Here is a 19,243-nt window from a genome sequence, read left to right on the forward strand (position 1 = left end):
GCCGCACTCCCCCGCCGCACCTCGGGCGCAGGGGCGCAAAAACACCGCACCACCACCCCTCTTTTTCCCCACCCCACCAACAGTGAGCGCACCCCCCCTCCCCCCCCTCCCCCGCCACGAGGGGAGACCAACGTGACACCGCCGGCCGCAGCCAGCGCCGCCGCCATCCGCACCGACGACCCGACCACCGACCCCGCCGCGGCCACCGCCGCGGCCGCCGACGCCCAGGCACCCGCCCCCACGGGGCTGCCCGGCAACGGCGACGACGACCCCGACGAACGCACCGCGGCGGACTCCGCCGCCCAGCGCCGCGCCCACGCGGCCTCCCACCCGTCGCCCGCCACCGCCCTTCCTGCGACGGGCTCCGCCCGGCCGCTCTCGTCGCCGACCGGCACCCGCTTCACCAGGCCCGGGGGGATGTTCTCCTCACTGCGCGTTCGCAACTACCGCTACTACTTCGCCGGCCAGGTGGTCTCCAACACCGGCACCTGGATGCAGCGCATCGCCCAGGACTGGTTGGTGCTGAGCCTCACCGGCAGCCCGCTCGCGGTCGGCATCACCACCGCCATGCAGTTCCTGCCGATGCTGCTGTTCGGCCTGTTCGGCGGCGTGCTCGCCGACCGGATGCCCAAGCGCCGGCTGCTGGTCTTCACCCAGGGCGCGATGGGCCTGCTGGCCGCCGGCCTCGCGGTGCTGACCGTCGGCGGTGTGGTGACGCCGTACTACGTGTACGCCTTCGCACTGCTGCTCGGCCTGGTCACCGTGGTGGACAACCCGACCCGGCAGGCCTTCGTCTCCGAGATGGTCGGGCCCAAGGACCTCGCCAACGCCGTCAGCCTGAACGCCGCCAACTTCCAGACCGCCCGGCTGGTCGGCCCCGCCGTCGCGGGCCTGCTGATCGCCGCGGTCGGCAGCGGCTGGGCGTTCGCCGTCAACGCGCTGTCCTTCGCCGCCGTGATCGGCGGGCTGCTCGCGATGCGGGAGAGCGAACTGCGCCCGACCGAGCCGATCGCCCGCGAGAAGGGTCAGCTGCGCGAGGGGCTGCGGTACGTCAAGGAGCGGCCCGAACTGCTCTGGCCGATGGTGCTGGCCGGGTTCATCGGCACCTTCGGCTTCAACTTCCCCACGCTGCTCTCCGGCTTCGCGTACGACACCTTCAAGGTCGGCGCCGGCCAGTACGGCCTGCTGAACACCGCGATGGCGATCGGCTCGCTGACGGGTGCGCTGCTCGCCGCCCGCCGGGGCGTGCCGCGGCTGCGCCGGCTGGTCGGCGCGGCGCTGGCCTTCGGAGCGCTGGAGGTGGTCGCCGCGTTCGCGCCCGACTACTGGACCTTCGCGCTGCTGCTGATGCTGGTCGGGGTCTTCGGGCTGAGCTTCAACACCTCGGTCAACTCCTCGCTGCAGCTGGCCACCGACCCCGCGATGCGCGGCCGGGTGATGGGCCTGCTGGTGCTGGTCTTCACCGGCGGCACGCCGATCGGCGCCCCGATCGTCGGCTGGGTGACGGCCTCGTACGGGCCCCGGCTGGGCCTGCTGGCCTGCGGACTGGTGTCCGCGGCGGCGGCCGGCACGGTCGGCCTGGTGCTGGCCCGCAGCGCGGACCTGCGGGTGCGGTTCGACCTGCACCCGGGCCGCGGCGGCCGGGTGGTGGCCTTCGTGCCGCGGACCGCGCCGGCGGCCAAGTCGGAGCTGGCCGCGGCCTGCTGACCGTCCGTCGGGCCCCCGGGAGGCGTCCCGGGGGGCCGTGGCGGTTCAGAGCCGGATGGCGAGGACCTGGCCCGGCCAGACGCCGTCCGGCCGCTCGACCTCGAAGCCCTCGGTCTCGGTGAAGCCGAGCGCCCGGTACTGGGCGACCAGCCCGCGGTCGGCGCCGGCGTAGCAGTCCACCCGGAGCAGGCCGATGCCGCGGCGGCGGGCCTCCTCCACCGCGTCGGCGATCAGCGCGGCGCCGATGCCCGAGCCCTTGCGGGTGCGGTCGGTGACCAGGTTGCGGACGAACAGCTCGCGCTCGGCCACGGCGGGGACGTACGCGCCGCGCTCCTCGGACAGCACGCAGGAGCCGACCGTACGGCCCCGGTCGTCCACCGCGAGACGGATCAGGAACGGCTCGGCGCCGTACTTCGCGATGTGCTCCACCCGGGCCGGGTCGGTGCTGAAGGGCTGGTCGCCCCACTGGCCGGTGCGGCCGCGGCCGGCCAGCCAGGCCACGGCGCCGTCGAGCAGGGCGAGGACGTCGGGGATGTCCTCGGGGCCGCCGGTGCGGATCTTCACGCCGCTGGAATCGATCATGGATCCGTTCTATCCCGAACCGGCGTGCGCGGGAAGATTGATCCATGAGGTTGTTCGTGGCGGTGCTGCCGCCCGCCGAGGCGCTGCAGGGGCTCCTCGACGCGGTCGCGCCGCTGCGGGAGCTGCCCGGGGCGGAACGGCTGCGCTGGACCGGCGTCGAGGGCTGGCACCTGACCCTGGCCTTCCTGGGCGAGGTGCCGGCCGAGCGGCTGCCGGAGCTGGCGGCGGGCCTGGCCGCCGTCGCCGAGGTCCACCCGGTGCACCGGCTGCGGATCGCGGGCGCGGGGCGGTTCGGCGACCGGGTGCTCTGGGCCGGGGTCGAGGGCCGGACCTGGGCGCTGCGCCGGCTGGCCGACGCCGTCACCGCGGCCACCGCCGAGGTCACCGGGGCGACCGACGACTACGCCTTCCACCCGCACCTCACCCTCGCCCGGGCCGGCTCCTCGCGCGGCCACCGCAGGGCCGTGCGGCGGGTCGCGGCGGCCGAGCTGGACGGCCTGGTGGCGGCGCTGGCCGACTACCGGGGGCCGGACTGGGACGCCACCGGGCTGCACCTGGTGCGCAGCGACCCGGGCGGCGGCTCCGTCCACTACGAGTCGCTGCACACCTGGCCGCTGGCGGACTGGAGCTGAGGCCCCCGGGGGCGGCTCCGGGACCGGGGTCGCGGGGCCCGGGGCCGGGGCCCGGGAGAAGTCCGGGGCGGGCCGCAGGTACGCTCGATGACCGTGGATCCCAAGACTCGTATGCGCATCGTCTCCGGCACCCTGGTGCTGATGCTGGTCGTCGTGCTGATCAGCTCGCTGGTCGGCCGCTAGGGCGGGCCCCGGCGGGAGGACCCCCGGCCCGGCCCCGGAACGGCGAGAGGGCCACCGCCCGTCGGCGGTGGCCCTCGGCCGTGTCCTCGGGGGACCGGTCAGACCTTCGCGAGCTGCTCGACCACGTGGTCGATGCAGTGGGTGAGCGCCTCGACGTCGGCCGGGTCGATCGCCGGGAACATCGCGATGCGCAGCTGGTTGCGGCCCAGCTTGCGGTACGGCTCGGTGTCCACGATGCCGTTGGCACGCAGTGCCTTGGCGACCGCGGCGGCGTCCACCGACTCGTCGAAGTCGATGGTGCCGACCACCTGGGAGCGCTCGGCCGGGTTCGCCACGAACGGGGTGGCGTAGGCGGACTTCTCGGCCCAGGAGTACAGCCGGGACGAGGAGTCCGCGGTGCGGGCGACCGCCCAGTCCAGCCCGCCGTTGCCGTTCAGCCACTCCAGCTGGTCGGCCAGCAGGAAGAGGGTGGAGAGCGACGGGGTGTTGTACGTCTGGTCCTTCGACGAGTTGTCGATGGCCGTCGGCAGCGAGAAGAACGGCGGGATGTAGCGGCCGGAGCCGGCGATCTCGGCGGCGCGCTCCAGCGCGGCCGGGGAGAAGGTCGCCAGCCACAGGCCGCCCTCGGAGGCGAAGGACTTCTGCGGGGCGAAGTAGTAGACGTCCGTCTCGGTGATGTCCACCGGCAGGCCGCCGGCGCCCGAGGTCGCGTCCACCAGGACCAGCGAGCCCTCGTCCGCGCCCACCGGACGCCCGATCGGCATCGCGACGCCGGTCGAGGTCTCGTTGTGGGTGAGCCCGTAGACGTCCACGCCGGCCTCGGCGACCGGCAGCGGGTGGGTGCCCGGGGCGGTCTTGATCACGGTCGGCTCGCCGAGCCACGGCGCCGCCTTGACCGAGGAGGCGAACTTCGAGGAGAACTCGCCGAAGTCCAGGTGCTGGGACTTCTCCCGCACCAGGCCGAAGGCGGCGATGTCCCAGAAGGCGGTGGAGCCGCCGTTGCCGAGGACGACCTCGTAGCCGTCCGGCAGCGAGAACAGGCTGCTCACGCCCTCGCGCACGCGCTTGACCAGGTCCTTGATCGGGGCCTGGCGGTGCGAGGTGCCGAGCAGGGAGGTCTGGGTCGCGGCGAGGGCACTCAGGGCCTCGGGGCGCACCTTGGACGGTCCGCAGCCGAAACGGCCGTCTGCGGGCTTGATGTCAGCGGGGATCTGGATCTGAGCCACGCGCGCAGCCTACCGGCCGGAGGGTTCGGCGGGGTACGGCCGTCCGCCCGCTGAGACCGTGATCACTGCTGCCCGGAGGCGGGCCGCAGACAGGCGGCAGCGGGCCCGGCCGGAGCCGGACCCGCTGCTCAGGGGCACTGTCCGGACGCTCGTCCGGTATCCCCGGGAGGGGATCAGTGGACGATGGCGTCCCAGCCCTCGATCTCCTCGGGGCGGCGCGGGCCGGGGCCGATGTAGCGCGCGGAGGGGCGCACGAGCCGGCCCGTGCGCTTCTGCTCCAGGATGTGCGCCGACCAGCCGGCGGTGCGCGCGCAGGTGAACATCGAGGTGAACATGTGCGCCGGGACCTCGGCGAAGTCCAGCATGATGGCGGCCCAGAACTCGACGTTGGTGGCCAGCACGCGGTCGGGGCGACGGTTGTGCAGCTCCTCCAGCGCGGCCTTCTCCAGCGCCTCGGCGACCTCGAAGCGCGGCGCGCCGAGCTCCTTGGCGGTGCGGCGCAGCACCCGGGCGCGCGGGTCCTCGGCGCGGTAGACGCGGTGGCCGAAGCCCATCAGGCGCTCGCCCTTGTCCAGGGCGTTCTTGACCCAGGCGGTCGCGTCGCCGGTGCGCTCGATCTCCTCGATCATGCCGAGCACGCGCGACGGCGCGCCGCCGTGCAGCGGGCCGGACATCGCGCCGACCGCGCCGGAGAGGGCGGCCGCGACGTCGGCGCCGGTGGAGGCGATGACCCGGGCGGTGAAGGTGGAGGCGTTCATGCCGTGCTCGGCGGCCGAGGTCCAGTAGGCGTCGACGGCCTTGACGTGCTTCGGGTCCGGCTCGCCCCGCCAGCGGATCATGAACCGCTCGACGACCGTCTCGGCCTTGTCGATCTCGCTCTGCGGGACCATCGGCAGGCCCTGGCCGCGGGCCGACTGGGCGACGTAGGACAGGGCCATCACGGCGGCCCGGGCGAGGTCGTCGCGGGCCTGCTCGGCGTCGATGTCCAGCAGCGGCTTGAGGCCCCAGACCGGGGCGAGCATGGCGAGTGCGGACTGCACGTCGACCCGGATGTCGCCGGAGTGCACGGGGATCGGGAACGGCTCGGCGGCCGGCAGGCCGGGGTTGAACTTGCCGTCCACCAGCAGGCCCCAGACGTGGCCGAAGGAGACGTTGCCCACCAGGTCGTCGATGTCGACACCGCGGTACCGCAGGGCGCCGCCCTCACGGTCGGGTTCGGCGATCTCGCTCTCGAACGCGACGACTCCCTCAAGCCCGGGTACGAAATCGGACATGCGACGGCTCCCTCAGTTCTGTGATCGGCGCTCCGCCGTGGTGGGGCGGCGCACCAGTGACCGAATGGTGTTTGGCACTCGGTGCCAGAGTGACAGGCACGGGGTGCATTGCGCCATACACCACCGTGGTGATGTTTCCCGCGGGCCCGCTCGACCTGCCCGCCGGACGGGCCGGTCGCGCCCGGGGGAGCCCCGGAACCCCTGCGATCCCGGGAACCAAACGCCCTGTTCCGGACAATTCCCCGCGGGGCGGTCGGTCAAGCGGCGGCGGGCCACCTCATCTCCCACCGGGGTTTGTCCGTAGGTAGCGGCGCCGGTTGCTTGTCGTACGGGATGATGTTGGCGTGCAGACCCCGGATCGCGCCCAGTCGACGCCCCCGAGCCCCGCCAACCGGACCCTGGCCGACGAGGCCCGCCCCGGCCCGGACCTCACCGTGATGCGCAAGCACTACAGCCACGAGGGCCTGGTCGAGGAGCGGCTCGCGCCCGAGCCGATCGGCCAGTTCACCCGCTGGTTCCACGAGGCGGACGACGCCGGGGTGGTGGAGCCCAACGCCATGGTGCTCTCCACCGCCGACGCCGGGGGGCGGCCCAGCTCGCGCACCGTCCTGCTCAAGGGCTACGACCTGCGCGGCTTCGTGTTCTTCACCAACTACGGCTCCCGCAAGGGCTCCGAGCTGGCCGCCAACCCGTACGCGGGGCTGCTCTTCCCGTGGATCGCGCTGGCCCGCCAGGTGATCGTCCAGGGCCGGGTGGAGAAGGTCGGCCGGGACGAGACCGCCGCCTACTTCCGCACCCGCCCGCACGGCTCCCAGCTGGGCGCCTGGGCCAGCGAGCAGTCCAGCCCGGTCGGCGGCCGGGAGGTCCTCGAACAGCGCTACGCCGAGCTGGAGCGGCGCTACCCGGAGGGCGAGGGCGTGCCCGTCCCGCCGTTCTGGGGCGGGTACCGGGTGGTCCCGCAGAGCGTCGAGTTCTGGCAGGGCCGGGAGAACCGGCTGCACGACCGGCTCCGCTACGTCGCCGACCCGTCCGACCCGACGGGGTGGCGGGTGGAGCGGCTCTGCCCGTGATCCCTTCGGCCCAAAGGCTCCGCGCGGCGTCCGCGCGGAGCTGATGGACCGTCATCCGTCCGGTAGGATGCCCGTCGCGGACCTGGGCCGATGCAGCTCCGGCCGGCGGCCCGCCGTGCCGACACGATCGAGTGAGGGACTGAGTGAGGGACTGATGGGCGTCACCGGTGCGGGAACCGCCGCTGGACTCGGCTCTGACCTGGTCGACGTCGCCGCCCTGCCGCTCGACGAACTCGACGCCCTGCCCGACACCGTCCTCGGTGACCTGCTGCGCCGGGTGGTCGCGGACGCCCTGACCCCCGGCGCGGAGCCGCTCGCGGCCTTCCAGTCGGCGCTCGACCGGTAGCACCGCGGGAGCCCGCGCCCCCGTGCCCGGCGCGTCGAGCCCGACAGGCGCCCGCGCCCCCACCGGTGCGCCCCCTGAGCGCCGGAGCGCCCCCGGCCGGGGAAGTGCGCCTGACCACCGGCTAAACCCACCGAGGCGGCCGAATCCGCCAACTCGCCAGCGTGGACGGTGGAGTTCGGGACATGCTGGGGTATGAAACCAGCGCCGTCGCGGACCGTTGGGCACGGGGGGAACAGGTGATGGAGCAGGAACAACACCGGCCGTACTTCTTCTTCAGCTACGCGCGTCGGGACTTCGAGGCCGAGGACGCCTTCGTCAACCAGTTCTTCAACGACCTGCGGGACGAACTCGGGCGGCTGGTCGGCACCGGCGTGCGCGGCGAGGAACTGGCCTACCGGGACACCGAGCAGCTGCGCCTGGGCGACGACTGGGCCGAGCGGCTGGCCACGATGCTCGGCCGCAGCCGGACCATGATCGCGCTCTACTCCCCGGCCTACTTCACCAGCCTCTACTGCGGCAAGGAGTGGACCGCCTTCCGCGGCCGGGTCCGGCGCCACCACGAGGAGACCGGGGAGCTCATCCCGGCGCTCGTCCCGGTGCTCTGGGAACCCGTCGAGCCGGGCGACCTGGCCGACGAGGTCAACAAGATCCAGTGGGCCCAGCCGGACATGGGCGAGGCCTACGCCCGGTACGGCCTGCGGGCGCTGCTGCGCACCGCGCAGGGCGGGGCGTACGAGCAGGTCGTCCGGGTGGTCGCGGAGCGGGTCCGGGACGCGGCCGCGCGCCGGCTCGGCGAGCTGCCCGAGTTCGACCTCGGCGCCGTGCGCGGCTACTTCCCGCCCCCGGCGGCGCCGCCCGCGGCGTCCGCCCCCGGGATGGTGCGGCTGTTCATCGCGGCCGGGCGCGCCTCGGAGTCCGCCGCCGAGGGCGGCTGGTACGGCTCCAAGCCGTGGCACTGGGCGCCCTACCACCCGCCCGTCCAGCCCTCCCTGGCGGCCCGCGCCCAGCAGGTGATCACCGGTGCCGGGCACACCACCACGCTGGAGGAGGTCGACACCGCCCTCGCCGACAAGCTCGACCAGGCCCGCGAGGACAGCCAGGTCAGCATCCTGCTGGTGGACCCGTGGGTGGCCGGAGCCGAGCGCTACCGCTCCGCGCTGCGCGCGTACGACGAGCAGAACCACCCCGTCACCGGCGTGATGGTGCCCACCGGCAGCGGTGACCCGGCCGACGGGCCGGGGCGCGACGCGCTCTGGGCGGGCGTGCGCGACGTGTTCCGGCGCAACTGGCTGCGCCGGAGCGACCTGGAGCACTTGTTCCGGGTCAAAGTGAGCCGGGAGAGCTTCGACAACGACCTCACCATCATGGTGACGGTCGCTCAGAACAAGCTCATGGACGACAACCTGGATTGGGGGGACGATGGCGGCGACGCCTTCGGCCTCGGCCCCGGCGGCCCGGACACCGGCCCGGCGATGCCCGGGCTGACCATCCCGGCCGGCCCGCCGGGACCCCGCCCGGGGCCCGCACGCGTCAACCGGGGCCTCCCGGGTTCCACCGACCTGCCGCACCAGAGCCGGGGCAAGGACACCGCTGTCCCGCTGAGGGGGGAGAAGAACGATGACCACTGAGCCCGGCGCGGATCCGGAGCGCGGAGGACCGGGATCGGTCGTCACGTTCTACTCCTTCAAGGGCGGCACCGGCCGCACCATGGCGCTCGCCAACGTCGGCTGGATCCTCGCCAGCCGCGGCCTGCGCGTCCTGGTCGTCGACTGGGACCTGGAGGCGCCCGGCCTCCACCGGTACTACCACCCGCTGCTGGTCGACCCGGAACTGCACTCCACCGACGGCCTGATCGACCTGCTGCGCTCCTACGTCAAGCAGGCGCTGCCCTCCACCACCGGGCCGGTCGGGCAGTCCCCGGCCGCCTGGCTGGACGAGCCCGGGCGCCTGGACGGCTACGTCTGCGGCCTCGCCCTCGACCTGCCGCCCGGCGGCCGGCTCGACTTCCTGCCCGCCGGCCGGCAGAACGCCGCCTACGCCGCCGCCGTCACCAGCTTCAACTGGCGCAGCTTCTACCACGGCCGGGACATCCGCGGCGGCGAGTTCCTGCGCGAGCTGCGCGACCGCTGGGCCCGCGGCTACGACTACGTGCTCATCGACAGCCGCACCGGCGTCAGCGACACCTCCGGCATCTGCACCGTCCTGATGCCCGATACCGTGGTGGACTGCTTCACCTTCAGCGTCCAGAACATCCGCGGCGGCGTCGACGCGGCCCGCGACATCGCCGCGGCCGAGGAGCGGGCGATCCGGGTCCTGCCGGTGCCGATGCGGGTCGAGGACGCCGAGCAGGAGCGCCTGGAGGCCGGCCGCGACTACGCCCGCGAGGCCTTCGCCCCCTACCTCGGCCGCTGGCTGGCCGGCGACCGCCGGGCCGGCTACTGGGCCGACGTCGAGGTGCCGTACAAGCCCTTCTACGCCTACGAGGAGGTGCCCGCCACCGTCGCCGACCGGCCGCAGGAGGCCCGCAGCCTGCTCAACGCCTTCGAGCGGCTGGCCGGCTGGATCACCGACGGCCGGGTCCGCGCCCTTCGCCCGCTCACCGCCGAGACCCGCCGCCGGCTCTACGGCGCCTACCTGCGCTCCGCCCGGGCGGTTCCGCGCCAGGTGTTCGTCAGCTACGCCCCCGAGGACCGGATGTGGGCCGAGTGGGCCGCCGGGACGCTCACCCGCTTCGGCTACCAGACCTCCCTGCACAGCGCCGCCGAGCCGTACAGCGGCCCCCGGCCGCCGGAGGTCGCCGGGCCGGTCGACGGCCAGGGCCGGCTGCTCGCGCTGCTCTCGCCCGAGTACACCGCGCTGCCCCGCGCGGCCGAGGTCTGGCAGCTCCTCCAGGGGCGCGAACTCGCCTCCGGATCACCGTCGTTGGTCGCCTTCCGGCTCCAGGACTCGGACGAGCCGGTGCCCCGCCCGTTCGCCGGGCCGCCGGTGCCCGACCTGGTCCGCTCCTCCGCGGTCGGCGCCGAGTCCCAGCTCTACGCCGAACTCGGCCCGCCGCCCGGCAGCAGCCGCCAATCGGACACCGACAGCGGGGAGTTCGCCGCCCCCGCGCGGTTCCCCGGCACCGCCCCGCAGGTCCAGGAGGCGCCCTCGCGCAACGCCGCCTTCATCGGCCGCGGCAAGCTGCTCGAACTGCTCCGCAACCGCTTCACCGGCGGGCCCGCCGCCGTGCTCAGCCAGGTGCTCTACGGCTTCGGCGGCGCCGGCAAGTCCCAGATCGCCGCCGAGTACGCGCACCGCTTCAAGGCCGCCTACGACGTGGTCTGGTGGGTGCCCGCCGAGGAGCCCGCCAACATCCCGCAGAAGCTCGCCGAACTCGCGCCCCGGCTCGGCGTGCCCACCAGCGACGACGTCGCGCACACCGCCGCCGCCGTGCTCGACGCGCTGCGCCGCGGCCAGCCGTACCGCCGGTGGCTGCTCGTCTTCGACAACGCCGGCACCCCCGAGGAGCTCGCCCCCTGGCAGCCGGCCGGCTCCTCCGGCGGGCACGTGCTGATCACCTCCCGCAACCAGGGCTGGGCCCGGCACGCCGGCCTGGTGGAGGTCGACGTCTTCCTCCGCGAGGAGAGCGTCCGGCTGCTGCGCCGCTTCAACGGCGGGCTCTCCTCGGAGGACGCCGACCAGGTCGCGCAGCGCCTCGGCGACCTGCCGCTCGCCGTCGGCCAGGCCGCCGTCTGGCTCCAGGAGACGTCGATGCCGATCGCCACCTACCTCGAACTGCTCGACGAAGAGCTCACCGAGATGCTGGAGCGCACCCGGCTGCGCGCCGCCGACTACCCGCACTCCGCCGCCGCGACCTGGCGCATCTCGGTCGAGGAGCTGCGCCGGATGAACGCCCCGGCCGCCCAGATCCTGGAGATCTGCGCCTTCTTCGGCCCGGACGCCATCCCGATGCGGCTGCTCTACAGCCGGGCCGTCACCCGCGCCCTGCGGCTGCCCCCGCGCGCGCCCCGCGACAAGCTCGCGATCGGCGAGTTCCTGCGCGCCATCAACCGCTTCGGGCTCGCCCGCACCGACCAGGGCAGCGAGACCATCACCGTGCACCGGCTGGTCCAGGCGGTGCTGCGGGACCAGGTCGAGGAGGAGCGGCGGGCCGAACTGCGCGGCGTCGTCCACGCCGCGCTCGCCACCGCCAACCCCGGCGACCCGGACGTGCCCGTGAACTGGGCCGAGTACGCCGAACTCCTGCCCCACCTCTGGCCGTCCGGAGCGCTCGACAGCGCCGACGAGGACGTCCGGCAGTGGATCATCGACTCGGTCCGCTACCAGTGGAAGCGCAGCCTGCACGAGTCCGGCCGGGAACTCGCCGAACGGACCCTGGAGCACTGGCGCCAGGACGGCTACGGCGGGCCCGGCTTCGACGTCGACAACGACGCCCAGACGCTCATGCTGCGCACCCAGCTGAGCAACATCCGCCGCTCCCAGGGCGCCCTCCAGGAGGCGTACGAGATGGACCGGGACATCCTGGAACGCTTCACCGCGACCCTGGGCCCGGAGCACTCCCACACCCTCGCCGTCGCCAACAGCCTCGGCGCCGACCTGCGCTTCCTCGGCCGCTACGACGAGGCCCGGGCGCTCGACCGCCGCACCCTGGACGCCGCCCGGCGCACCCTCGGCCCGGACCACCCCCGCACCCTGATGATCACCAACAACCTCGCCGTCTCCGACTACCTGGCCGGCGACCGCCGGGCCGCCCTGGAACGGCACCGCAGCAACTACCTCCAGCAGCGCGACGCGCTCGGCGCGCACAGCCTCTACGCGCTCTCCTCGGCCTCCAACTACGCCCGCGACCTGCGCGAGACCGGGCGGCTGCGGGAGGCCCTGGACCTGCTGGAGGAGACCGTCCGGATCTACCAGCAGACCATCGGCGACAGCCACACCGACACCCTGCGCGCCCGCAAGAACCTGGCCGTGGCGCTGCGCCGGGCCGGCCGGTACCACGAGGCCCTGGAGATCGACGAGGACATCTACCAGCGCTACCTGGACATCAACGGCCCCGAGCACCCCGACACCCTGGCCGCCGCCACCAACCTGGCCAGCGACCTCAACGCGCTCGGCGACACCGGGCGGGCGATCCCGCTGGCCGAACGGGCGCTGGCGCGGTACCGCGACTACCTGGGCGAGAACCACCCGGTGACGCTGGCCGGCGCCAACAACCTCTCGGTGTACCTGCGGCTGGCGGGGCGCGCGACGGAGGCGCGCGAGCTGTCCGGCCGTACGCTGGCGCAGTTCCGCACCGTCCTCGGCGCGCACCACCTCTACATCCCGATCGCGATGATGAACCACGCCAACGACCTGTCGCTGGCCGGGGAGCTCCAGGACGCGCTCGACCTGGAACTGGAGGCCGCGCCGCTGATGACCGAGGCCCTCGGCCAGGACCACTACGACTCCATCGGCATCAACTCCAACCTCTCGCTGTCGATGGCCGCCCTCGGGTACGCCGAGCGGGCGGCGGAGCTGCGGGCGGACTGCATCCGGCGGGCCCGGATCACCCTGGGGGAGGAGCACCCGACGACGATCGCGGTGCGGGCCGGGACGCGGCTGGACTCCGACGTGGAGCCGCCGCACGTGTGACGGACGGTCGGCCGGCGTGGCCTAGGCTCACCGGCATGGTGCCGTTCCGGCAGTTCCTGCTGAAGATCCACAGTCGGTGCAACCTGGCCTGCGACTACTGCTACGTGTACGAGGGCGCGGACCAGAGCTGGCGCGGGCGGCCGCGGCGGATGGAACTCGCGACCGTCCGCCGCACCGCCCGGCGGATCGAGGAGCACGCGGCCGAGCACGGGCTGGACGAGGTGTCCGTGGTGCTGCACGGCGGCGAGCCGCTGCTCGTCGGCGCGGCCCATCTGGACGCGCTGCTGGCCGAGTTGGCGGCCGTCCGGCCCCGGACGCGGTTCACCGTGCAGACCAACGGGCTGCGGCTGCTGGACGAACCGGCCCTGCTCGACGTGCTGCACCGCCACCGGGTCGCGGTCGGGGTCTCGCTTGACGGCACCCGGGCCGACCACGACCGGCACCGCAGACTGCCCTCCGGCGCGGGCAGTTGGGCACGCACCGCGGAGGCGGTGCGGCTGCTCGGCTCGGACCGGCACCGGGACCTCTTCGCCGGCCTGCTGTGCGTGGTCGACCTGGAGTCCGACCCGGTGGCCACCTACGAGGCGCTGCTGGAGTTCGCGCCGCCCCGGATCGACCTGCTGCTGCCGCACGCGACCTGGCGGGAGCCGCCGCCCGGCGTCCGGCCGCGGCCGGTGCCGGCCGCGCCGCCGTCGGGCGCGGAGCCGGCGCCGTACGGGCAGTGGCTGATCGCCGCCTTCGACCGCTGGTACGACGCGCCGCGCCGGGAGACCGGGGTACGGCTGTTCGAGGAACTGGCGGTGCTGCTGCTCGGCGGGCGGGCGGCCAGCGAGGCGGTCGGGCTGGCGCCCGTCGACCTGGTGGTGGTCGAGGCGGACGGGACGATCGAGCAGGCGGACAGCCTCAAGGTGGCCTACGACGGCGCCCCCGGGACCGGCCTGGACGTGTGGCGGCACGGCTTCGCGCGGGCGGGCGCGCACCCGGCCTTCCGGGCCCGCCAGCGCGGCCTCGCGGGCCTCGGGCCGGTCTGCGCCGGCTGCCCGCTGGCCCGGGTCTGCGGCGGGGGACTGTACGCGCACCGGTACGCGGGGGACGGCTTCGGGCACCCGTCGGTGTACTGCGCGGACCTGGACCGGCTGGTCCGGCACATCGCGGGGCGCCTGCGGGCGGGGGTGGCGGGGCTGGCGGGGAGCTGAGGACCGGTGCGGGGCCGGGCGGTGGGTTCCTGGTGGGCGTCGGGCGTCGGGCGTCAGGCGTCAGGCGTCGAACGTCGGCGGGCGGCGGTTCGGCTCACCCGTCCGGGTCATGCCCGGCCGCCGTCCGGCTGATCCGCCCCGGCGCGGGGAGACTGCGGGCGGACCCGGCGGGTTGGGCGATGGGCCGGCCGACCGGGCCGGGAGCCGAACGGACGAGGAGGAGGACCGGTGGCGGGTACGGGCGAGGTGGTGGCGGCCGGGGTACCGGGCGCCCGCGGGGCGGACGGGCTGCCCCGGCACGGCGTGGACCGGGAGACGTTCCGGGCGATCGCGGGCGCGCGCGGCGGGCCGCAGGCCGTCCGGCTGCTGCGCGGCGGGCAGTTGAGCAAGCGGGCGCTGCTGCTGCTGGCGCTGCGCCGGGCGGTGCCGGAGCACGACGGCTACCGGGAGGCGTACGCCCGGGTGCGGGCGCTGCAGCGGGACGACCGGGACCAGTGGGAGGAGGTGCTGCTGCGGCCCGAGTTGGACGCCTGGGCGGCCGACTGCCTGCGCGGCGCGGCGGCGGGCGAGGACGTTCCGCTCGGCGGACTGGGCGAGTTCCTCCGCCCCGGCTCCGGCGCGCCCCTCGCGCTGGAGTGCGACGGGCTGCGCTGGGCGCCGTCGATCGACCACGCCGGTCCGCGCCGGGTGGACTACGGACGTCCGCCGGCCGGTCCGCTCGCCGACGCCGAACTCGGGCTCTGGGAGCAGCGCTTGTCCGAGGCCTGGGACATCCTGGTGCGCCGTCACCGCCGCCATGCGGCGGCCGTCGCGGCCTGCGTGACCACCGTCGTCCCGCTGCGGCCCGCCCCCGGCGGGGAGGCGGTGAGCGCCGCCGCCCGGCGGGCCTACGGCGCGGTGGCGGCCTCGCTGCCGGGCGATCCGGTGCTGCTGGCGCTGGCCCTGGTGCACGAGTTCCTCCACGTCCAACTCGGCGCCCTGCTGGACCTGGTGCCGCTGCACCGCCCCAACGGCCCGGCCGTCCACCACGCCCCCTGGCGGCCCGACCCGCGCCCGGCCGGGGCGCTGCTCCAGGGGGCGTACGCGCACCTGGGCGTGGCGGACTTCTGGCGGGCGGAGGCGGCCGCCGGGGCGGGCGACGCCGCCCGCGCGCACGGGGAGTTCGCGCGCTGGCGGACGCACACCCTGGCCGCCGGGCGGACGCTCCTGGGCTGCGGCGAACTGACGTCGAGCGGGCTGGAGTTCACCGAGGAGCTGGTGCGGACCGTCCGGGAGCTCGGCGAGCCGGGGGAATGAATCCCGGACATCGGACGCTTGGCCGGATGGCGTGCTTGCCGGAGGGCTTCCCCGGGCACTCCCGGGGTGTGTCCAGGTACTGCTTCAGGTGCTGGTCCCGGTTCCCGTCCGGGGCCTCCTCCGGGTTCTCCTCCGGATGCGGGCCCGGGTGTTCGTCCGGGCGCTCGTCCCGGCGGTGCGCTTCGGCGTGCGCCAGGGCGAAGTGCGCGACCGCTGAACGGGTGAATTCTGGGGGCTCAACGCGCTGTCGTACGACGTGGACCGCCTGGGGAGTTCAACGTGAGTCCGCAAGGTGCCGCGCGGAGTCTTCGCTGGCACTACATTGGTCGCAACCGGGTGGGCTTACCCACCCTCGGCAGGTCCTAACCGCGCCTAAGGAAACGAATATGACCCCGGTAACCAGCATCAGGCCGGCCGGCAAGCTCACTGACCCTCAGGAGACGCCGGAACGCCCCTCCCTCGCCGATCTCGCCGCGCTCGGCGCGGAAGAACTCGCCTCCCGGCTCCAGCGCGCGCTCCCCGGCGCGGAATCCGGCCTCGTGCCGGTCGCTGCCTTCAACTCCTCGATCTGACCCGACCCGGACCTCCGAGCGGAACCCAGACCGAGCAGACCGAACCGAGCCGAACAGTTCCATGACGACGTCGATTCCGCTGCCGTTGACGCAGTTCGTGGTCAAGATGCACAGCAGGTGCGATCTGGCCTGCGACCACTGTTACGTCTACGAGCACGCGGACAGCAGCTGGCGCTCCCGGCCGAAGGTCATCGCGGACGGGATCATGGCCAAGGCCGCCGAGCGCATCGGTGAGCACGCGGCCGCCCACCGGCTGCCCGCCGTCCGGGTCGTCCTGCACGGGGGAGAACCCCTGCTCGCCGGCCCGGACCGCTTGCGCCGCGCCGCCGGGACGCTCCGGGCGGCGCTCCCGCCCGGCTGCGTGCTCGACCTGCGCATCCACACCAACGGCGTGCTGTTGAGCCGGGACTTCTGCTCGCTGTTCGCGGAGCAGGACATCAAGGTCGGCATCTCGCTGGACGGCGACCGGGCCGCCAACGACCGCCACCGGCGGTTCGCCGACGGACGCAGCAGCCACCCGCAGGTGCTGCGGGCGGTCGCGCTGCTGAACGAGCCCGAGTACCGGCACCTGTTCGCCGGGCTGCTGTGCACGATGGACGTCGAGAACGACCCGGTGGCCGTGTACCGGGCGCTGGCCGAACTCCGCCCGCCCGCCGTGGACTTCCTGCTTCCGCACGCCACCTGGGACGATCCGCCCGCGCGCCCCGCCGGGCCGGCCACCACCCCGTACGCCGACTGGCTGCTGACCGTCCACGGGCTGTGGGAAGCGGACGGACGGCCGTTCGCCGTACGGACCTTCGAGTCCGTGCACCGGACCCTGCGCGGATTCTCCAGCCTCACCGAGTCGCTCGGCCTGGAGCCCTCCGACCTGGCGGTCCTGGAGACGGACGGGACCTTCGAGCAGGCCGACAGCCTGAAGACCGCGTACGACGGCGCGCCCGTCACCGGCATGAACGTTTTCGCGCACAGCCTCGACGACCTGGCCCGCCACCCCGGCATCGCCGCCCGCCAGTCCGGCCTGGCCGGACTGAGCGAGGCCTGCCGCGCCTGCTCCGTGGTCCGCTCCTGCGGTGGTGGGCTGTACGCCCACCGCTATCGGAGCGACGATGGAGGAGGCAGCTTCGACCATCCCTCCGTCTACTGCGGTGATCTCATGACGTTCATCAACGGCATTGCGGGGAACGGGAGTTCGACTGGCGTTCCGGTGCGGGCGGCCGAGGCCGCCCGGCCCGGCGCCGAGCCGCTGCCGCCCGGCGCGCTCACCCCGTCGCAACTCGACGAGCTGGCGCGCGGATACGGGGGCGCGGAGACCATCGCCGCGCTCGGCCGCTCCCAACTCGCCCTCACCCGGGCGATGCTGGCCGCCGCCTGGGACGCCTCCGGACAGGGGCGGGCCGAGGCGTGGGCCCTGCTGACGGAGCTCGACACGGCGGCCCCCGCCGCCGTGGACACCGTGCTCGCCCACCCGTACGCCCGCTCCTGGGCGGCCCGCAGACTCGCCGGGGACCTGCCGGTCGGGCTCGGCCCACTGGCCGCGCTCGCCGCGGCGGCCGCGGTGCGGGCCGGGCGGGGGGACGCGGTGGCGGTGCCCGTCCGCGGCGGGTGGCTGCACCTGCCGACGCTCGGCCGGATCGCCGTACCCGACGGCGAGGCCGTGGTCACCGGGCGGGCCGACGGCTTCGAGGTGCGGGCGTCCGACGGCTCGGTGCACACCGTGCCGGACGAACCGCTGCGGCGGGTCCGGCTGGCCGGCGGCTGGACGGTCGCCCTGGAGGACACCGACCCGCTGCGCGACAGCCACGACCACCCGGTGGCGGACCGCCTGTCCGAGAGCGAACTGCTCGACTGGACGGGCGCGTTGCGCGAGGCCTGGGAACTGCTCGGCCGGGACCTGCCCGGGTACGCGGAGGGCATCCGGGCCGGCCTGGCGACGGTCACCCCGTTGCGTCCCGGCCCGACCGGCCGGGACGTCAGCTCGGCGGCCCGACAGGCGTACGGCGCGGTCGGCATCGCCCGGCCCGCCACCGCGCCGACCCTCGCCCTGCTGCTCGCGCACGAGTTCCAGCACGTCAAGCTCGGCGCGGTGCTGGACCTGACGGACCTGTACGACCGCGCCGACACCACGCTGTACCTCGCCCCCTGGCGGCCCGACCCCCGGCCGCTCGAAGGGCTGCTCCAGGGCACGTACGCCCACCTGGCCGTCACCGAGTACTGGGGCACCCGCACCCGCGCGTACGACGGACTGCCGGGACCGGCCGCCGACCGGGCACGGGAGCAGTTCGCGCTCTGGCGGCGGTACACCGCCGAAGCCGTGGAGCGGCTGGCGTCGTCCGGGGCCCTGACCGGGACCGGCTCGCGCTTCGCCGACGGCATGCGTGCCACCGTGGCACCCTGGCTCGCCCTGCCGCTGCCCGCCGCCGCCGAGCAGGCGGCCGACCGGGTACGGCGCGAACGGGCCGGGGTCTGACCTCCCACTCCCGCCGCCCCGGGTCCTCCCTCGCCCGGGGCCATCAACCCCGGGGAAACGCCATCCTCACCGAACCCCGCGGCGGCGTCGCCGTCGCCTCCCCCGTCCATCCCCTCGTCCGCGACCTCGCCGACCTCGGGGTCCGTCCGGGCACGGTGCTGCACGTCCAGGCGTCCCTGCGCGCCCTCGGACCGGTGCCCGGAGGGGCGGCCGGTGTGGTCGAGGCCCTGCTCGAACTCCTCGGCCCCGACGGCACCCTGGTCGCCTACACCGCCACGCCCGAGAACTCCGCCACCTCCCGCGTCCACCAGCGCGCCACCGCCGGTCTCTCCCCGGCGGCGGTGGCCGACTACCAGGCCCGGATGCCCCGCTTCGATCCGGCCACCACCCCGGCCTCGCCCTCCATGGGGGCGCTGTCGGAGGCGGTCCGCACCCACCCGGGCGCACTGCGCAGCCACCACCCGCAGACCTCCTGGGCGGCCGTGGGCCGGCTCGCCCGGGAGATCACCGGGCGCCACCCGCTGACCTCCCACCTCGGCCCGGAGTCGCCGCTCGGGCGGCTCTACGAACTGGACGCCCGGGTGCTGATGCTCGGCGTGCCGATGGGCCGGTTCACCGCCTTCCACCTGGCCGACCTGCGCATGCCCGACGTCCCGGTGCGCGAGTACCGCTGCGTCGGGGCGGACGGCTGGACCACCTTCCGGGCCCCCGACCTCGACGACCTCCACTTCGACCGCCTCGGGGAGGAGGTCCTGCGCACCGCCCGCGGCATCACCACCGCCCGCATCGGCACCGCCGACTGCCGGCTCGTCCCGGTGCGGGAGGCCGTCGACCTCGCCGAGGCCGTCCTGCGCCGCGGCCGCCCCTGAAACCTGCCCCTTCTCCTCGCCCCTCAACACCTGGTTCCGCCCCTACTCCTCGCCCCACCCGTCCCCGTCGCGCGGGGGGAAGCGGGCCGGGCAACCTCCCCCACACGAACTCGGGGGGGGGGGGTTTTGTGGGGGGGGAAGGGAGGGTGGGGAGGCCCGGGGGGGCGGGGGGAACCCGGGAGGGTGGGGGTT

14 protein-coding genes are annotated in these 19,243 nt (G+C 74.7%); 11 read left to right on the top strand and 3 right to left on the bottom strand.

Annotated features, from left to right (window positions below; all coding sequences use genetic code 11):
* The first annotated feature begins 132 nt into the window (after window positions 1-132).
* Entirely contained in the window at window positions 133-1,707 is a 1,575-nt protein-coding gene (locus ACFVGO_RS35395) for an MFS transporter (protein ID WP_380538359.1), read from the top strand.
* Window positions 1,708-1,752: 45 nt separating this feature from the next.
* On the opposite strand, the gene ACFVGO_RS35400 is transcribed toward ACFVGO_RS35395, so the two are convergent.
* Window positions 1,753-2,289 carry a GNAT family N-acetyltransferase gene (locus ACFVGO_RS35400; RefSeq protein WP_359913849.1) on the bottom strand — a complete coding sequence of 179 codons (537 nt, stop codon included), beginning with the start codon at window positions 2,287-2,289 and terminating at the stop codon, window positions 1,753-1,755.
* A 44-nt stretch (window positions 2,290-2,333) separates the two neighbouring features.
* Here ACFVGO_RS35400 and thpR point away from each other — a divergent pair, with 44 nt between their 5' ends.
* Entirely contained in the window at window positions 2,334-2,921 is a 588-nt protein-coding gene (gene thpR, locus ACFVGO_RS35405; protein WP_359913852.1) for an RNA 2',3'-cyclic phosphodiesterase, read from the top strand.
* Between the two features lie 281 nt (window positions 2,922-3,202).
* On the opposite strand, the gene serC is transcribed toward thpR, so the two are convergent.
* Both serC and ACFVGO_RS35415 read right to left on the bottom strand, forming a co-directional pair.
* On the bottom strand, window positions 3,203-4,330 hold the full coding sequence (serC, locus tag ACFVGO_RS35410; protein ID WP_359913855.1) for a phosphoserine transaminase: 1,128 nt from the start codon (window positions 4,328-4,330) through the stop codon (window positions 3,203-3,205).
* A 173-nt stretch (window positions 4,331-4,503) separates the two neighbouring features.
* Complete coding sequence (locus ACFVGO_RS35415; protein WP_359913858.1) at window positions 4,504-5,604, bottom strand: citrate synthase 2; 1,101 nt, start codon at window positions 5,602-5,604, stop codon at window positions 4,504-4,506.
* Between the two features lie 437 nt (window positions 5,605-6,041).
* Between ACFVGO_RS35415 and pdxH the strand changes: the two genes are divergently transcribed.
* The 9 genes from pdxH to ACFVGO_RS35460 all read left to right on the top strand — a co-directional run bounded on the left by pdxH (window position 6,042) and on the right by ACFVGO_RS35460 (window position 19,051).
* Window positions 6,042-6,674 (top strand): pyridoxamine 5'-phosphate oxidase, encoded by a 633-nt coding sequence (pdxH, locus tag ACFVGO_RS35420; RefSeq protein ID WP_359913884.1) that lies wholly within the window; start codon window positions 6,042-6,044, stop codon window positions 6,672-6,674.
* 154 nt (window positions 6,675-6,828) lie between these two features.
* On the top strand, window positions 6,829-7,020 hold the full coding sequence (gene fxsA, locus ACFVGO_RS35425) for an FxSxx-COOH cyclophane-containing RiPP peptide (protein WP_359913861.1): 192 nt from the start codon (window positions 6,829-6,831) through the stop codon (window positions 7,018-7,020).
* A 239-nt stretch (window positions 7,021-7,259) separates the two neighbouring features.
* Window positions 7,260-8,648, top strand: coding sequence for a TIR-like protein FxsC (locus ACFVGO_RS35430; RefSeq protein ID WP_380349017.1), 1,389 nt, complete (start codon window positions 7,260-7,262; stop codon window positions 8,646-8,648).
* Entirely contained in the window at window positions 8,638-12,651 is a 4,014-nt protein-coding gene (gene fxsT, locus ACFVGO_RS35435; RefSeq protein WP_380636232.1) for an FxSxx-COOH system tetratricopeptide repeat protein, read from the top strand. The genes ACFVGO_RS35430 and fxsT overlap by 11 nt, the downstream gene beginning before the upstream one ends.
* Before the next feature lie 35 nt (window positions 12,652-12,686).
* Entirely contained in the window at window positions 12,687-13,847 is a 1,161-nt protein-coding gene (locus ACFVGO_RS35440; protein ID WP_359913868.1) for an FxsB family cyclophane-forming radical SAM/SPASM peptide maturase, read from the top strand.
* 228 nt (window positions 13,848-14,075) lie between these two features.
* Window positions 14,076-15,143, top strand: coding sequence for an aKG-HExxH-type peptide beta-hydroxylase (locus tag ACFVGO_RS35445; protein WP_380636234.1), 1,068 nt, complete (start codon window positions 14,076-14,078; stop codon window positions 15,141-15,143).
* Window positions 15,144-15,529: 386 nt separating this feature from the next.
* On the top strand, window positions 15,530-15,715 hold the full coding sequence (locus tag ACFVGO_RS35450) for a hypothetical protein (protein ID WP_359913873.1): 186 nt from the start codon (window positions 15,530-15,532) through the stop codon (window positions 15,713-15,715).
* Between the two features lie 61 nt (window positions 15,716-15,776).
* Entirely contained in the window at window positions 15,777-18,182 is a 2,406-nt protein-coding gene (locus ACFVGO_RS35455) for an FxsB family cyclophane-forming radical SAM/SPASM peptide maturase (protein ID WP_359913876.1), read from the top strand.
* A 155-nt stretch (window positions 18,183-18,337) separates the two neighbouring features.
* Window positions 18,338-19,051 (top strand): AAC(3) family N-acetyltransferase, encoded by a 714-nt coding sequence (locus ACFVGO_RS35460; RefSeq protein WP_359913879.1) that lies wholly within the window; start codon window positions 18,338-18,340, stop codon window positions 19,049-19,051.
* Window positions 19,052-19,243 lie beyond the last annotated feature (192 nt).

The organism is Kitasatospora sp. NPDC057738, assembly GCF_042798815.1.
Classification (GTDB): domain Bacteria; phylum Actinomycetota; class Actinomycetes; order Streptomycetales; family Streptomycetaceae; genus Kitasatospora; species Kitasatospora lactacystinica.

What these genes read in the sequence shown, in the direction of transcription:
- fxsA (WP_359913861.1), top strand. Translation starts at nt 6,829, where the DNA reads ATGGGCGTCACCGGTGCGGGAACCGCCGCTGGACTCGGCTCTGACCTG.
- ACFVGO_RS35450 (WP_359913873.1), top strand. Translation starts at nt 15,530, where the DNA reads ATGACCCCGGTAACCAGCATCAGGCCGGCCGGCAAGCTCACTGACCCT.
- ACFVGO_RS35430 (WP_380349017.1), top strand. Translation starts at nt 7,260, where the DNA reads ATGGAGCAGGAACAACACCGGCCGTACTTCTTCTTCAGCTACGCGCGT.
- ACFVGO_RS35400 (WP_359913849.1), bottom strand. Translation starts at nt 2,289, where the DNA reads ATGATCGATTCCAGCGGCGTGAAGATCCGCACCGGCGGCCCCGAGGAC.
- fxsT (WP_380636232.1), top strand. Translation starts at nt 8,638, where the DNA reads ATGACCACTGAGCCCGGCGCGGATCCGGAGCGCGGAGGACCGGGATCG.
- thpR (WP_359913852.1), top strand. Translation starts at nt 2,334, where the DNA reads ATGAGGTTGTTCGTGGCGGTGCTGCCGCCCGCCGAGGCGCTGCAGGGG.
- pdxH (WP_359913884.1), top strand. Translation starts at nt 6,042, where the DNA reads ATGCGCAAGCACTACAGCCACGAGGGCCTGGTCGAGGAGCGGCTCGCG.
- ACFVGO_RS35440 (WP_359913868.1), top strand. Translation starts at nt 12,687, where the DNA reads ATGGTGCCGTTCCGGCAGTTCCTGCTGAAGATCCACAGTCGGTGCAAC.
- ACFVGO_RS35415 (WP_359913858.1), bottom strand. Translation starts at nt 5,604, where the DNA reads ATGTCCGATTTCGTACCCGGGCTTGAGGGAGTCGTCGCGTTCGAGAGC.
- ACFVGO_RS35455 (WP_359913876.1), top strand. Translation starts at nt 15,777, where the DNA reads ATGACGACGTCGATTCCGCTGCCGTTGACGCAGTTCGTGGTCAAGATG.